Origin of the sequence: Bacteroides zhangwenhongii (assembly GCF_009193325.2) — a bacterium.
Classification (GTDB): domain Bacteria; phylum Bacteroidota; class Bacteroidia; order Bacteroidales; family Bacteroidaceae; genus Bacteroides; species Bacteroides zhangwenhongii.
On record NZ_CP059856.1, the window covers coordinates 102,741 to 119,159 of the forward strand.

The window sequence follows — 16,419 nt, forward strand, 5'->3', positions numbered from 1 at the left end:
ATCGAATTATTTATTTTATTCACCTTTTAAACGTCTCTCCAGCATTTTCATATAATAGCCACCAACTACCGAACGTGCACGGAATACTTTCACTTCGGGTCGATCCGTATACATCCAGTCAGTCATCGGTACACGATCTGGAGTTGTAGTCATAAACAAATAAACAGGATCAACAAATTTTTCGAATGTTTCCATATCCGAAGCCAAAGTAGCCGTCCACATAATCCAGTCAGTTTTGGTATAAGTTTCACGGTTATCCAATGGTAGACCGTATTTATTCTGTACTGAAAGATAATAAGGTATTTCTGTCTGTATTACTTTATCTGGAAATATATGCCAATCCATCAGTTTATCCCACACCAAATTATACTTTTGACTCCATGTTCCCGGTTTGTCAAATGCCAATTTATAATGATCACCATCATCAGCCATCTTTACCCATTCCAGAGCCATTTCTTTTGCTTTTTGTATATAGCTTTCACTTTGTTCCTTATAGCCTAGCTTACCAGCCAGATAACCATAAGAAGCTACCCCTAAAATTGCTTTTATAGAAAGATTTGCATTATGAGCCAAATGCCCGGCAAAATCATCTGTACAGAGTTGGTTCGCAGGATCAAGGCCGTTATGAAGTAAATAATCTGCCCACGCTGTTAATGTTTTCCAATGTCTTCGGGCATAATCAGTATTTCCCTCTACAGCGGCAATCGACGCAGTTAAAATTAAGATATTACCAGATTCTTCTATGGGCATTTCTCCAACATATGTCTCACCATTAGCAAGTGGATAAGTTCCGACATCATGAGCAGCAAACGGTTTAGTCCATCTACCACTCTCGCTATAATAGAAGATAGGATTCAACATACCCTTAACTAGTTCCGGATTATAAAGCAGAAACAAAGGAGCTGAAGGATAAGTAATATCCACTGTGCCAATAGATCCATTACTGGAATTTTCTTTTGAAAGGAACAGTAAATCTCCATTAGGAGCCTCTACCAATTTATGTGCCGAAATTGCCTGACGATATGCCAAGGCACAAAGCTCTGCATATCTACGTCCTCCTGCTTCAGTTGCCTCTTTCATTAATTGATAATCGAAAGCTATGCATTTCTTTATTAATTTCTCATAATCCGAATTCGCCTTATGGAATTGAGATAGAATTGTTTCTGTTCCCTTCCGATTCCAGTAAGGGCGCAAGTTCTCCCCAAAATACTGAATTGAAAATATATCATCATATCCAATTAAAAAACGCCCCTCTGACTTTCTAATAGTTCCCAAAGAACAAACTAAAGCCATTCGTTGATTTTCTCCTTTAGTATTAGCCGCACTAGCATAAAAGTCAGTATTTCCCTTTAAAAAATTTTCACGGAGTGTATTACGGTTTCCAACAGCAGCAAAAGTATTATGCCTATCGGTGCCTAAATAGAAATATCCCCAGTCAATACGAACATCATCTCCCTTCGTCCCAAGTATATTCTGTTGTTTCGTACCACTTTTAAGAAAAACAAAACCATCTTTAGTAAAAGTCTCTGAAACAGACGACTGGTTTGGCAGATTCATAGCCCAATGTGGAGACACTTCTATATAAAGTTCTACATTGTGCATTTGACCATCATCAGTTTTCATTTCATAAGAAAGATAATTTACCGGACGGGCCACAAGTTCAAGATCATCCATCAAAAGAGGGGCAATAAAGGTCAAATCTAATTGAACCGGGCCACAAACAAACTGATAAATTGTCCTTGTCGGCTGTACATCAACAGAGAGTTGGCGAGCTGTCTGTGTAAAATAAGATATACTATCTCCTTCAGTGGACAAACCCGGAGCATCACCATTCGTACTCATCATCGAATCATAATCCTCTATCCCCATAAAACGATACGGTACTCCATCCACTTTGACAACACCTATCAAAGGAAAATCTTGTCCTGTCCAATGTTTCAAAGAAGAATCATACAAATTATCCCCGAAGGACCAAGCATTAGTGTAAGGGTCTATCGTTACTAAAGGATAAGCAGGAGCGCGCAACTCATTCTTATCAACACAGTGTACTTCTTTATTATTGCAACCTAACAATAACAAAATCATTACTATTCCCGAAAGAATCCGAGATTTTATAATTTTCATATAGAGTTCAAATATTAAATGATAATTCTATTTATTCCACAGGTTGTATTGAATACATTTCGTTTGCATTCAGTGCTAAAGTAATCTGTCCATTGCTAACCGCTAGAACTTGAGCTTCCCCTAATCCATTTTCCGTTACAGGATATATTGTCACCTGTTTTATTCCATTCCAACTAGAAGGCAACGTCCATTTCATAGAAGAGTATCCTTTCTCTGAAAAAGCGATAATCTGCTTGTGGTCTTTTATCCATGTTACAGGGATAAACAAATTATTATCCCGACGTACTAGGTTTCCGTCTTTTATAAGCGTTTTATTTTGTCCGTTTACAACTAATCCATCGGAATAGATTACAGTTTTAGTATCAGCATTATAACTTTCTACTTTATGTTGGTTCAAGTAAGCCCATTGCAAAGTAGTTATACAAAATTGCTTTTTAAATTCCGTAAAATTCGTATTTGTACTTATTATTTCTTCACCATGCATATTATCACCAAATAAAAAAGCTGTATCCCATATGGTCCCATACAAACCACTACGTCCGCCGCAAGCCAATGCCGGACTAATTGTACAACGTTCTTCAGGAGTCAGATCGCTATACCATGCTGCCGGTTGTAAACCATAAAAAGCATCAGTGCGTTGATAACCCTTATAAAACTCACTTGTTACATCTATCCCTTTATCCCTCCAATAACGAAAAACCTTCCTCATAATCTCGGTCGTCATTTCTTTCGAATATCCATGAAAAGGACTTTCGCGAGGCTCAAATGCATCAATATGTACCGTCTTTGAAGAAGTTAAGTCCAACAGCTCTATCACTTCATCTATACGTTTCTTAGTATATCCTTTCTTCCATTCATTAATCAGGCATACTTGAAAGTTTGGCATATTATTATAAGATCCCCATTGTAAGAAAGTACCATCCGCATTCCTACAAAGTAAATCCTTTTTCACATACGTATGCCACAAAGGACTATTCGTATAAGCATCTGTCAAATTGATATGAACAGAAATTATCGTATTATACTTGGCAGCTTCCTTTTTCAACCAAAGATAGCTATCACGAGCAGTCTTATCCTCCGGTCTTTTTAATGCTTCATTAAACACATTAAAGGCAGGGTATTTGTCATCATGTCCATTAAACTGCCAGCCTACCAAATATACTACTTTCGTAATGCCACGCGTTAAATTATCTATTTTCTTCACATTTTCTAAGACATCATTATAGTCCAATTTCTTGATAGTACCTCCTTGAGGATCAGGTTGTGCAAGAAACATTTTCATCAACATAGAAGTATGATAAGAAAGCATATAGGGACGTTCCGGTTTTCCAGTCTTTGTATAGTCATATTTCTCTCCCGAAATATTATCAATAAATTCTTCATCTTCCTCATTCTTTATTACTGAAGTTCGCTCTTCATTACTACAAGCACTACTAACTGTTGATACCATTACAAACAGCAAGAAATATATAAGACATAGACGATAACTAAAATTTCTCATGATATTATTTATTAGATGGTTATTATATTATTTTAATCGCACCTGGATGGATTTTCCAACCATTGAAGAATATGATTTCCAGACCTTTCCTTCCCTCTCTATTACTGTCTTGATCCTGTCACCATTCCGAATAACACGAATATTAAAAGGCTTTGTACCAAAAGCATACACATTTTTGAGTTCCATAAAATTCCATTCGGCCGGAAGTTGGGGAGTCAACATAAATGCATGTAGCCCCATTGGCCGGATACCAAATATACCTTCCGTAATTATTCGGCAATAAAGACCGCTTTCTGCTGACAAATGACGCTGATTACCTTCCGGCCAGGCTTCGATCGGATAAGGTACATGATCGCCTAATAATCGTTGCACGGAATAACGTTGCAAATACCGGGTGGCTTTCTCACGCTCACCAGCAGCATAAATACCTCTTAAAGCATACAAAGCAGGACGATCCCAATAAGTAGAGGTTCCCGTTTGTGATAATAAACCATTCTCTGTCCATAAATTTGGAGAAAGTAATGCATTAATAGTCCCCTCTTTACGATCGAAAATACCAGCTACTAATGGCACACATATCCAAGAACGAAGCACATCGTTACCTTTATAATAACAATATGTTTCATACCCTTCTATATTCGCTTCAAAATAATGAGCTATATTCTTTCTTAATATCTCTGCCTCTTTCCGATAGCCATTAGATAGTGATACAGATTTTCCTAGTTCTTTACTTAAATAGCTGGCAGAAAGAAGAGCGTCATAGTATAAAGTAGATGTATTAAGATTTGCATTTCCTGCCGGAAAGCGATTCTCCATCTCATCAGTATCTGAAATTACCACACCTTCAGCATTAAGTTTTCGTTTACAATACATCAGACACCATTCTATCAGAGGCCACAATTCATTTGCAACATCAGTATCTCCTAATTCCAAAGCAAAACGTGCTGCACCATAAGCAATCATCGCCGCATCTCCACGGTCACCGGCACCATGCCAGATATCCTTTCCTTCTGCTATTATTGAACTCGGAATCGGATTGTATTCTGGATTCATAAAACGAGCGAAATGCCGATAAGAATTGATAGCTGCCTCATTACCTATTTTATACCCAAGAAAAGGGAAAAAAGGATTAACATATTCCGCCTGATCGTTTGCCCAAATTGCTGCATAATAAGCTTCACCACCCGGTCCATGCATTAATCCACCACTTGTACGATAAATGCTTTCCGATGCACGGATTTTAGCAAAAGCAAAAGCTGTATTCAAAATTGTGTCAGGAGAACAAAATTCCAGGCTATTCCATACCTGCTCTATAAAGCTATCTCGTGAACGAAGCTCTGCCTCTACATCCGGCAATAGTTCTGTCTGACCTCTTTTATAAGCCTGAACCGACGCCCCAAAAGTGATGGATTCACCACTTCCAAGTAGAAAAGCCTCCTCTTTACCTACAACAGTAGAAGCTACTAATGTATAACTTCCATCCACTCCCTGATCCGGCCTTGTCTGATACACAACACGAGAATGAGGAAGCAATACTTCCACCTTTTCATTTCCTATATTCTTAACAGTGTATCGTTCGCACAACATCGGCTTGTCAACAGAAGGAAAGAAAACACGAGTTAATTCTATTGCAGGAACAAGTTCTCCACCTGCCTTGGTCCCTCTTGTATGTCCGATTGTAAACTCACTGACTACCGTCAACTTTCCATCCAATTGTATTGACTTTACCTGCTCATTATTCAAGGTTAATCCATTTACCTGTAACATAGCTAAAAAGTCAACAGAAAAACGACGAGTCAAGCTAGCATGAGTATCATTAGGAACTGTACGCAACATAGGCCATATCACCGAACGTTCCAAAGAAAAAGCACCATCAGTATTCACACCATAACGAAGCACGGTAGCGACCTTTCCCCCCCCCATTTCTATATGATCATAATGGGGAATATTTTGTCCTATACTCCATTTTATCGATTGATCCGATTGAATCTGCCAACGAGACTGCCCATCCATTTCACAGAATGGTAATAACCCCACAAATAAAATAACCAGTTTAGCAATTTTCATCCTTTGTATATTTAAATGCAAGAACATAAAATGTAATATTTATAAATCCCATCATCGTAATCATCATTTCATACGATGATGGGAAATTGTCTTAGTCAATTGGTTGTCCGTCAACAGAAGTCACTTTCTTCATAGAAAACTCCCAAATTGCCGTACGGTCAGCATTACCACTTGGAATAACCTCCATCTTCACATATTGAGTTCGCAACTGATTATCAAGCATATCATTCGGTATTTCTCCCCAATACAGACCATCCTCCGGAATATTTATAGAAGCAACCTTTATCCAGTTGACAGTAGCGTCATACTCTTTCAGACGATTATGTAGTCCTCGATATTCATCCCCTTCTCCTTGATACCCTGAAAGTATATTCCAGTCATTATCAGATAAGGAAACATTTATATCATCAGTAGTAATATAGAAATTAACACCACCTGCTCTTACATCCCATTTAGAGAACACACCTAATTGCGCAATGAAATAAGGATCCCCAAGATCAATTACAATATACGGATTTCCATAATTCCCGCCATGACTATCATTTACATATCCCATCCAACCGAAATTATTAGAAGTATTACTATCGAACAGATAAGAATAAGCATGTCCCCACGGTTCATAAGTTAATGTTCCATAAGCAACCTTCCACTTCGATTTGTCTGTCACTTCCGTATTTGTATAAGTGTGGAAACCACAAATCAACAGCATTTCATCTTTATCTGTATTAGCTGTTTCAGAAAGAGCTAGTAATCTGACAGGCAATACATAAATCACTCCACTATTATTCTTTTTAGCTTCATAAATTTTATCCGGATAAAAAGTTATATTAGCAACCACATTTGTTGCAGATGCACCCATTGAAATAAGTTTATTCGGCAATTCATACATATCAGATTCCAAAACTTTATATGCTATTCCTTCAGGAATACTATATTTTTCATCCAAATCAGATTGAGAAATCAACTCCAACTGTACATCAGTAGCCAAAGCACCCTTTTTCACAATACTAACCGGCACTATATGAGATATTTCAGCACTGTTTAATATCAATTGTTCCCTACTCTCCCCAAACGATACAACTACAGGAGATACATTGCATCGAAGTAGTACCCTATTCTTATCAGCATTAACTGAATCGCTGGCACTAACTAAACGAACCGGTAACACATATTCCATACCATCTCCTCCCTCTTTAACAGCACCATAGATTTTCTTGGGCTTAAAAGTAACATTAATGGTTTTTCCTGTTTCATCTCCAGAAATAGATACAGACTCATCTACTATCATATACATGTCCTTAGACAAGACCTGATAATTAGTCCCCTGTTTATCATTATACTCTACATCTACTTCATTCTGTGTAAGCACTTCCAAGGAAGCATTTGCCTCCAGATCCTTGCGTAAACCACCTTTTATTACTGTCAACTGATACTCGTATACCTCTTCTTCCACAGACATTATAACCTCTTGTGAGCCTGTTTCCTTTATTGATAAGATCTTATGATATTCATCCGGAACCAGTTCGTCATACTTTCCATCCAGATCATTACAAGATATAAGTAGCCCCAGGCATCCTAGCAGACAGATATTCAGAATATATTTTTTCATATTTCAGCATTTTTCAAATTAATATTTAGGAGCTTGTATCAAATGCGGGTTATTATAAATTTCACTAGCATTGACAGGAAGCAAATACATACGATCATCCCATTGAAATGGCTGATCCACTTTTGTCCGTCGGTTAAACTCTTCAAAAGTAGGATTCTCCTTTTCTATTGCATTCAATCCTTCGCGTACTCCAGCCTTAAATAGTTGTGGAGCAATCATCCAGCGACGTGCATCGTAATAACGGTGACCTTCGGCAAACAATTCAACAAAACGTTCATTGCGTATCCAATCCATCAACGACATTTCATTTAAATCTTTTGCTCCTATTGCAGAAACACCTGCACGTTCCCGGACCTCATTCAAATTATCCAACGCAGACTGTTGCTCACCTAAAGCAGCATGGCATTCAGCCAAACTTAAATATAACTCTGACAACCGAATGAAAGGAGTAGGTACTGAACGATAATTATATCCACCATCCTTCCGAAATGTCAAATTAGGAGCTGCCCATTTCTTAAGGAAATATCCGGTAGTACAATTATCGCGATTAAACTTGCTTGGATTATATCCCTGCTTTAACGAATTTCTCACTTGTACAATCAGAGGCGAACCATCACATATCTTTTGTCCAAATTCATCACCATCAAACGATAGCCATGCATAAAAACGAGGTTCACGTTTGGTATTCAATTTTATAATATCCTCTCTACCTGTATATCCGGCAGACTCGAACCAACTATCTTTCGGCAACTGCGAATCATTTTCCGGAAGTTTTCCATCAGCTGTATAAAAGTGCTCCACAGCATAAAGTAATGGAGACATTGCACACACACCTCCCCAAGCAGAACCGTCATTCTTTGTTACCACCCAATGAGGAACAGCTTCTATCGCATTAGTACTTAATCTATCTGTTACTATTCCCCAAATCACTTCCCGATTTCCTTCTGTTTCTGCAGAACACATCATATAACGCATTTGCATAACTCTTTTCTTAAAATCATCACTTACCCCCGGAATATTAGGCAAATTCAATTGATGCATGTTCCGAAGACTCTCTGAAGTAAGAAGATCAAACAAAGATCTCCCCCCTTCACCCAATGCCAGATCTAATGCCTCCTGACATGCTGTCTTGGCGCGTACCCATTTATCACGACTATACATCAAACTCACTAGCTCCTTTCCATACCCCGGTGTTTCATAGTTTGTATTTTTCCATCCCGTAAAAGGGAAACCACCATTCCATAAAGGAGAAGCGGCATATAAAAGTACCCTAGCCTTCAAAGCTTTACTAGCAACAGAAGTGGCACGGCCTAAGTCATTAACATCTACTGTTGCAGGCAAAACCTTAGCAGCTTCATCTAACCAACCAACTATTTTATCGACACAATAATCAAAATGAGAACGTCCGGGAAACTCTGACTTAGGTGTATTCTGCGAATAATAATGTTCAATTATAGGAATAGGTCCATACGCTTCCAACAAACGGAAATGATAATATGCCTGTAAAAATAAAATTTCAGCTTTCCAACGCTGCCTGTCATTTTGAGAAACACCAACCGGATTCAGTTCATCCAATGTCTTTAAAAACAAATGACAATGCCCTAGATAATCATAACAAGAACTCCAAGGTAAGGCCGCCGGTCCCCAGTTTGAAACATAAGTAGACGAAAGTTGGTCCCAACTAACTTGTTGCCCCAGATACCCCCACAACAATGGACTCACAAATTCATCCGTAGAACTCTCCAATGCCCCTAAATTATTACAGGGTGCACTATAATTTGTGCCAGAATAGCATGAATAAAGAAAACCGATAGCATCATCCTTATCACGCATCGTATCATCAAAATCAGCTGTTTCAGGAGGTACCACATCCAAATAATTACAAGCTGTAAAGCAACAGACCGGCAATATTATTTTTGCCCAATATAACATGTGTTGAATGATCTTCATAGTCTATATTTTTTTAAGTATTTCTAACTGATTAAAAAGTAAACTGAGCACCAATATTAATAGCACGCTGTAGTGGATAAGCACTATAAGATAATTCTGGATCCCAAAGTTTAAATGGACTCCATACTGCCAAATTATCTCCACTAAGATAGATACGACAGAACGGAAAAGAATATCCTAACTCCAACGTTTTGAAACGTAAAAAATTACCATTACGCATCCAAAAACTACTAGGCTTCATATTATTAGCTATTTGAGAATTATTGACCCCCAATCTGGGATAAGCAGCTTCTTGATTAGGATTAGCTTCCGACCAATAATTATCAGCTATAAATTTCATCAGATTCCTGTCCTGGTTCCCTACATCCGAACAGAACGGAGCAATGTTGTCTATCATCAGTGTACGTTTGGCGGAACCATTGAAGAAAACACCGAAATCAATGTTCTTATATGTCCAGTTCAGACCAAACCCATATTGGATGCGGGGTATTCCCCCGTAGCGTGATAACATAATCTGATCTTCGGTTGTAATAGTACCATCTCCATTCACGTCCCTGTATTTTATATCACCAGGCATTACTGTACTCCCCAAATTCTTTTGTGAAGGACTATTACGTATATCATCCTCATCCTTAAACAACCCATCTGCAATATAACCATATGTGCAAGATAGAGGCTTACCTGTTTTCGTTTGCCATACATAAGGATAATCCGGTTCATCATTATACACATATTTATTTTGTGTATATGTAAAATTACCACGTAAATCCACAAACATATCCTTTATTATTTCTTTCTTCCAGTTCACACTTAATTCAAAGCCTTTATTATCAACTTTCCCGATATTACTCCATGGAGTAGCATGAGCATATCCCATAATAACCGGCCATGAGCCACGCTTCTGCAAAATACGGTCACGCCGATCATGGAAATAATCGAAAGTGATGCTCACCTGATCAAAAAGATTCAAATCAACTCCAATATCAAATTTTTTAGCACGTTCCCACGAAGCATTCTCCACTGCATATCCTTCTATCCCCGGACCTCTTTTAGATATATAAACTCCATCATAAGGACCGGTAGAGAATATTCCGCTTCCATCGATATTAACATTATTAATATACAAAAAATGAGCGGCACCAGCCGAAAGTCCTGTTTCATCACTTCCTACAAGCCCATAAGAACCGCGAATTTTCAAGTGAGTAACAGCTGTTGAAAGGGGTTCCCAGAAGCTCTCATTGCTCACTACCCAACCTAACGACATTGCAGGAAAAAACTCAAATCGGTGTCCACTGGCCAAACGTTCCGTCCCGTTATAGCCAAAATTAAATTCAGCAAAATATTTATTCTGATAGTCATAAGTAAAACGTCCGGATAACCCTTGATTTCTCTGTGGCAATACATCACTACGATACTCACGCTGCATATACATTAACATACCGGAAACTGTGTGATCTTCACCAAAACGCCGATTATAGTTAACACGCGCATCAAAATAGAAAGTTCTATCAGAATAACGATTTATTGTCCCTTGCTTAATATAATCTGTTCCTTTCTGTAATAACTCAAGATAAAAAAACTCCGGATCAGAAGGATCCCAAGTATAATCCATCACTTTATAAAAATAAGGATCAAGTGTATTCGTGTATGAAGAACTGCTGTGGCTCTTCATATTCACAAGCACCGTTGCACTCAACCCTTTAGTTATGAAATCAAACTCCTGACTGATGCGCAAAGAAGCATTTATAGTCGAATAATTACTCTCGCTAAATGAACTCATCATAGTAGCATAAGGATTTATATTCACAGTTGACCCAGTAAGTATCGAATTACCAAACCGAATGTGGTTATCGCCTTCTTCTGTCGGATAGGTGGCAGGAAAAGCCACCGGATTGGCATTATAAACAGCATTAAAAATATCAGTGGTAGAAATACCAGGACCTTTTTGGTTTCCAAACTGTGCATTCAGGTGCAAATCTACTTTTGTGGTAGAAGTAGGTTTATAAGATATGTTATTCTGAAAAATATAATTCCAATCGTTGATATTACTATCAAAAGAATAAGTACTCGGTACATCCAGTAAACCTGTATCATGATTTGCCTGAATTCCCATGTAATAAGTTACTTTAGAACCACCACCCTGCATATTGATATTCGCACGTTGATTCATATTAAAATCCTTAAACATCAGACCATACCAATCTACATTCGGATAAACATAGGGATTTATCCCATTCCGGGTATACTCTATAACTTCATCAGAATATTTTGGAGTAGCTGATGGAGTACGTGTAGTCAAAGCTTCATTATACAAATTCATCCACGTAGGACCATCTACATACTCCACCCGATTCATCGGCTTTACAAAAGAATTCTCTACTGTTACATTAATTCTTGTACGAGTATTCTCCATCCCCTTTTTAGTAGTAATCAGCATCACTCCATTTGCACCACGTGCACCATAAATAGCAGTGGCAGAAGCATCCTTTAAAATTGAGAAACTTTCGATTGATTCAGCAGGAATACGATCCAAATCACCTGCCGATATTTCCACATCATCCATAAGAATTAACGGAGTAGCCCGTCCACCAAAAGTTCCAACTCCGCGAATATAAAATTCAGATACAGAACCTGGTTCTCCACTAGTAGTGGACGAAATAACTCCTGCCAATTTTCCTGCAAAATTACTCGTTAAAGAAGAGCTGGGAGCTCGTAGTTCCAATCCTTTTACAGTAGCGATAGAGCCTGTCACAGACACTTTTTTTTGAGTTCCGGCGCCCACAACTATCACTTCTTCCAATTCATTGGAAGAACCCATTTTTACCTCAATAAATCCCAGATCTCCTACAGGAAGCAAGCGTTTATCGTAACCTATATAAGAGACTTCTAATATACTTTTATTCGTACATTCCGGAAGAGAGAATTTTCCGTTCAAGTCTGTTATTACTCCCACGTCTTTTCCTCTAATCTTAACACTGGCTCCAATCAATGGCGTATTATCGGAACCATCCGTCACTATCCCACTGATTGTTCTTACGTCGTCTTTCTTATTATCTTTCTTGCTTTCTCGGATAATAGCAAATGAATTTCCACTTCTTCGATATGTCAATCCTGTAGATAAGAGTATCTTTTTCAGAAAAGCTTCAACAGGCATTTGTTTTACGGAAAGAGTTATTTTTCCAACCTTCGCTAAATCTGTGTCACGATAAGTAAATCTGTATACAGTCTCCTTTTCAACCTGGTTTAAAACATGCTGTATACTTGTGTTTTTCACAGACAATGTTATATACTCATTTTTATCCTGTTGCTGTGCAAACAAGCTCAATGGAATAAAAAATAAAAAGATATAAAACAGAATTAAATAATTATTGCTACTTTTGTAAAAGTTGCATTTAAAAGAGTTACACTCTTTCTTGACATTTTTCATTATAATTATCATATAAGGTTAATACTAAATAATACTCACAATTGTATTAACTAGAGGGGAACCGTCAGTCTGCCAACTTTTCGGTTCCCTTTTTTATGGTGCTCTTTCTTTCATCTGATTTAATTTAAAGTTACTACTCTGATTTAATCACTATTTTATCATCCTTTGCCTTAAAAGTAAAATCATAATGCATTTGGAGAATCTTTAATACATCATAAATATTATCTTCTTTAAAGCTTCCGGTAAATAAGTCCAAATTATATTTATTCTCTAGTATTTCGATTTTCATTCCATAGCGTTTCTCTAGTTTCTTCATTATATCCGAGAAACAAGTTGAACGGAATACTAATTCTCCTCTCATCCAAGCTGTTTCAAATTCGCCAGATGTTGGTGAAATATATAATGAATCATTCAATTTACTATAAACAACCTTCTCATGTGGCTTCATTACAACCGCATGAGCACGATTACCTGTAGTAGTCAGCTTGACGCTTCCCTCTATCAGCATCGTTTCCACATGTTCCTGTTCAGGATAAGCACATATGTTGAATGTAGTACCTAGTACTTCAATATTCACATTTTCTGTATGTACATAAAATGGTTTCTTTACATCTTTGGAAACTACCAAATAGGCTTCTCCTGAAAGATATATATTTCTATTCTTCAATCCAAAATCAGAAGGATATGATAGAGAAGTAGTAGCATTCAGATAAACTTTCGTACCATCTGGTAATGTCAATTCTGTTTTATCCCCACTCTCTACTTGTACCATCAATTGAGAATTCAACAGGCTATTTAGTTTTTCATTACTATAATAAAAATAAATTTGAGTACCTAACAAAATCGGTATGACAATTGCGGCTGCAATTTTGAGAAAAGTATACAGAAAACGAGGCCGGCGGGAATAAGGAGTCGGACTTAGTTTTTTCATAAAATGACCAACATCATCTGGTACGGTAACCAATGTATCATAGTTTTCCCAAACATCCGATAACGCTCGTGCCAATTCTTCATTAGACATCTTTGCAACAGAGTTCTTTAATTCCTTACCTTCTTGCGAGGTGATAGAATTACGCACAAATTTTTCTAATAGAGTATGTGTCTTTCTTTCCATATGTTAACTGTTTCTATATAGTTAATACGAAACTGCTAATATAATCTACTATGGAAAAATGAGTTTTTTTTATCAACTAAAAAAAAGAGTGAAAAAGAAGAGAAGAGTACCTTTTATTTCCTTCTTAAGAAGTCTCAAGGCAGTAGAAAGTTGATTATAGACCGTTTGTTCACTTATTCCCAATTTGCTAGCTATCTCTGAAGAAGTTAATCCTTCCTCTTTACTCATTTCGAATATTTCTCGTTGCCTCGAAGTTAATTTATCCTTTGCCCGATTTAATTCTTCTACAAAAAGATCAAAATCCAATTTTTTTTCAATCTCAGTAGGAGTACTTAATACTGCCTCATCACAATAATTCAGATAATCTTCAAAAAGAGGTTCATTAAGACGCTTTCGGAATTCATCTATGATCAAATTTCGAGATATTTTGAACAAATATGATTTAAAAGAAAGATCTGGATCAATAAATTCTCTATTGATCCAGACTTTTATAAAAGTATCTTGAACAATACTACCAGCCAAATCAGCAGAACGTGTCATTCCTAACACAAAGCCATACAGATTCCCTGCATACATTTTATATAATGCATCAAAATCACGATATGAACCTAAACGTAGCCTTTTTAGCTGATCTTTATCCATGTTATCTATATTACTGGAAATGTGATATTATTTAATAGTCACCATCGTAGCTCCAAACCCATATTCCTGGAAAGAAGCATCCTGATAACGGCAATTACTATATTTCCGTTTCAATTCATCAACGATAGCTTTCCGAAGCACACCATCTCCTTTGCCGTGAATAAAGACAATCTTCTGCTCACGTTTGTTCTTATAGACTTCCATCACTTCGCGAAACTTATCCAATTGATAATTCAGTATTTCAGCATTACCCATTCCTTGAGTATCATCCAGTAGAGAGTCGATATGAAGATCTATTTCAACAATCTCACTCTTTCCACCATGAGCGTGATTCGGTTTCACAATAGGTTGTGATCTGGGCTTATCGACAGATTTTTTCTGCAGCAAAGCCTCTTGAAGCTCTTCTGCCGAAACATATACTTGTTTGGTAGGCATATCATCTTTCACAATGTCATAAATCAACGCCGGTTCTTCGAAGAAATCAGAATCGCTAAAGGTATGAAGTTTATAGAACTTCACGGTATCAATCCGTATTTCCACACTGACAGCCGGTTTGATAGCTGCAGGCTTACCATCCTTGAAAGCAATCAACTGAACGGCCACCCGCTCCATATCATTCAGTACATCTTTTGTGAACTCCTCCAACAACAATTTCGTATTAGGTTCCACCAACCCGTGCGAACGGTTCTTCCATGCTTTTCCTTCTGCACTCAAATAAGTGTAATACAAATAATAATTGCTATCATTTACCAAATAAGTTTCGAAAGGAGTAGTCATCATAGCCTTTGCATCTTCAGGCACATAAGCCAGAAATACATTCAGCGTATCTCCTCCCTTCACTTCCGGCTGGCGTTGAATGACGGGCATCTCCGGTTTTACCGGTTTAGCCGGTTCCTCTTGTTTCGGAGCAGAGGAAGTCGGTTTACGCTTCAAATTATAGTCATCCGTTTCAATCACTACACACTCACGTATCGGCATCGGAATATCAAATCCATCCGCATCTTCCACCAACACAAAATCCTTTCCCTGGAATCCAGTGACGATTCCACCGCCTACCTCACTAAGAAAGCGTACTTTATCTCCTATTTTCATTGTTGTATATCCAATTAAAATTCAAACTCAAAAAAACGAGTAACAAAGATAGAGATTTCTATGAAATTAAATGGTGATTCGGTTCTAAAAACAAATCGCCTGCCTTTATTCCTCTTTTTATTATAACTTTGCATCCGAAAAGCCCGACATATTACTCAAAACTTACTATTAACGACAATAACCGATGAAAGAACTTATAAAAGTCATAGCCTTCGATGCAGACGATACTTTATGGAGTAATGAACCGTTTTTCCAGGAAATAGAAAAACAATACGTAGACATGTTAACGCCTTATGGCACTTCCGAAGATATTTCAGCCGCTTTATTTCAAACAGAAATGAATAATTTGAAGTATCTCGGATATGGAGCCAAAGCTTTCACCATTTCTATGATAGAGACAGCTTTGCATTTGAGTGGACAAAATATTTCAGGTACAGACATCCAACATATTATTGAATTAGGTAAATCATTGCTGGAAATGCCTATTGAGCTATTACCGGGAGTGAAAGAAACACTGAAAGTATTGAAAGAAAAAAAGCAATACAAATTAGTAGTTGCTACCAAAGGGGATTTGCTCGATCAGGAGAATAAACTGGAACGTTCCGGGTTAACTCCTTATTTCGACCACATTGAAGTTATGTCCGATAAAACAGAGAAAGAATATCAGCGTATGTTGAATATATTACAAATCACTCCTTCCGAATTTGTCATGGTTGGCAATTCTTTGAAATCAGATATTCAGCCTGTTCTATCGCTGGGAGGGTATGGTATACATATTCCTTTTGAAGTGATGTGGAAGCATGAAGTCGTGGATACATTCATACATGACCATCTGATACAGGTGAAAAGAGTTGATGAGTTACTGACGTTGTTTTAAGTAATTTCTCTTCTTG

10 protein-coding genes are annotated in these 16,419 nt (G+C 37.5%); 1 reads left to right on the forward strand and 9 read right to left on the reverse strand.

Annotated features, from left to right (window positions below):
- Positions 1–15: 15 nt before the first annotated feature.
- The 9 genes from GD630_RS00485 to GD630_RS00525 all read right to left on the reverse strand — a co-directional run bounded on the left by GD630_RS00485 (position 16) and on the right by GD630_RS00525 (position 15,526).
- Positions 16–2,124, reverse strand: coding sequence for a glutaminase family protein (locus GD630_RS00485; protein WP_143865214.1), 2,109 nt, complete (start codon positions 2,122–2,124; stop codon positions 16–18).
- Positions 2,125–2,155: 31 nt separating this feature from the next.
- Entirely contained in the window at positions 2,156–3,625 is a 1,470-nt protein-coding gene (locus GD630_RS00490; RefSeq protein WP_143865215.1) for an endo-alpha-N-acetylgalactosaminidase family protein, read from the reverse strand.
- A gap of 27 nt (positions 3,626–3,652) precedes the next feature.
- Positions 3,653–5,692, reverse strand: coding sequence for a glucosidase family protein (locus GD630_RS00495; RefSeq protein ID WP_394368244.1), 2,040 nt, complete (start codon positions 5,690–5,692; stop codon positions 3,653–3,655).
- 91 nt (positions 5,693–5,783) lie between these two features.
- The gene (locus GD630_RS00500; protein WP_143865216.1) at positions 5,784–7,301 is read right to left on the reverse strand and encodes a DUF1735 domain-containing protein; all 1,518 of its coding nucleotides are present in this window, start codon (positions 7,299–7,301) and stop codon (positions 5,784–5,786) included.
- A gap of 18 nt (positions 7,302–7,319) precedes the next feature.
- The gene (locus tag GD630_RS00505) at positions 7,320–9,251 is read right to left on the reverse strand and encodes a RagB/SusD family nutrient uptake outer membrane protein (protein ID WP_143865217.1); all 1,932 of its coding nucleotides are present in this window, start codon (positions 9,249–9,251) and stop codon (positions 7,320–7,322) included.
- Positions 9,252–9,282: 31 nt separating this feature from the next.
- Entirely contained in the window at positions 9,283–12,678 is a 3,396-nt protein-coding gene (locus GD630_RS00510) for a TonB-dependent receptor (protein ID WP_143865218.1), read from the reverse strand.
- 133 nt (positions 12,679–12,811) lie between these two features.
- Positions 12,812–13,792 carry a FecR family protein gene (locus GD630_RS00515; RefSeq protein WP_143865219.1) on the reverse strand — a complete coding sequence of 327 codons (981 nt, stop codon included), beginning with the start codon at positions 13,790–13,792 and terminating at the stop codon, positions 12,812–12,814.
- A gap of 72 nt (positions 13,793–13,864) precedes the next feature.
- A complete protein-coding gene (locus GD630_RS00520; RefSeq protein WP_117934292.1) occupies positions 13,865–14,434 on the reverse strand; it encodes an RNA polymerase sigma factor in 570 nt (189 codons plus the stop codon).
- Between the two features lie 27 nt (positions 14,435–14,461).
- Positions 14,462–15,526: a DUF2027 domain-containing protein gene (locus GD630_RS00525; protein ID WP_117934294.1), complete on the reverse strand. Its 1,065-nt coding sequence runs from the start codon at positions 15,524–15,526 to the stop codon at positions 14,462–14,464.
- 184 nt (positions 15,527–15,710) lie between these two features.
- Here GD630_RS00525 and GD630_RS00530 point away from each other — a divergent pair, with 184 nt between their 5' ends.
- Positions 15,711–16,403 (forward strand): HAD family hydrolase, encoded by a 693-nt coding sequence (locus GD630_RS00530; protein ID WP_143865220.1) that lies wholly within the window; start codon positions 15,711–15,713, stop codon positions 16,401–16,403.
- Positions 16,404–16,419 lie beyond the last annotated feature (16 nt).

Bases quoted from the DNA above. Each gene is read 5' to 3' on its own strand.
- GD630_RS00485 (WP_143865214.1), bottom strand. From the start codon at position 2,124: ATGAAAATTATAAAATCTCGGATTCTTTCGGGAATAGTAATGATTTTG.
- GD630_RS00490 (WP_143865215.1), bottom strand. From the start codon at position 3,625: ATGAGAAATTTTAGTTATCGTCTATGTCTTATATATTTCTTGCTGTTT.
- GD630_RS00495 (WP_394368244.1), bottom strand. From the start codon at position 5,692: ATGAAAATTGCTAAACTGGTTATTTTATTTGTGGGGTTATTACCATTC.
- GD630_RS00500 (WP_143865216.1), bottom strand. From the start codon at position 7,301: ATGAAAAAATATATTCTGAATATCTGTCTGCTAGGATGCCTGGGGCTA.
- GD630_RS00505 (WP_143865217.1), bottom strand. From the start codon at position 9,251: ATGAAGATCATTCAACACATGTTATATTGGGCAAAAATAATATTGCCG.
- GD630_RS00510 (WP_143865218.1), bottom strand. From the start codon at position 12,678: ATGAAAAATGTCAAGAAAGAGTGTAACTCTTTTAAATGCAACTTTTAC.
- GD630_RS00515 (WP_143865219.1), bottom strand. From the start codon at position 13,792: ATGGAAAGAAAGACACATACTCTATTAGAAAAATTTGTGCGTAATTCT.
- GD630_RS00520 (WP_117934292.1), bottom strand. From the start codon at position 14,434: ATGGATAAAGATCAGCTAAAAAGGCTACGTTTAGGTTCATATCGTGAT.
- GD630_RS00525 (WP_117934294.1), bottom strand. From the start codon at position 15,526: ATGAAAATAGGAGATAAAGTACGCTTTCTTAGTGAGGTAGGCGGTGGA.
- GD630_RS00530 (WP_143865220.1), top strand. From the start codon at position 15,711: ATGAAAGAACTTATAAAAGTCATAGCCTTCGATGCAGACGATACTTTA.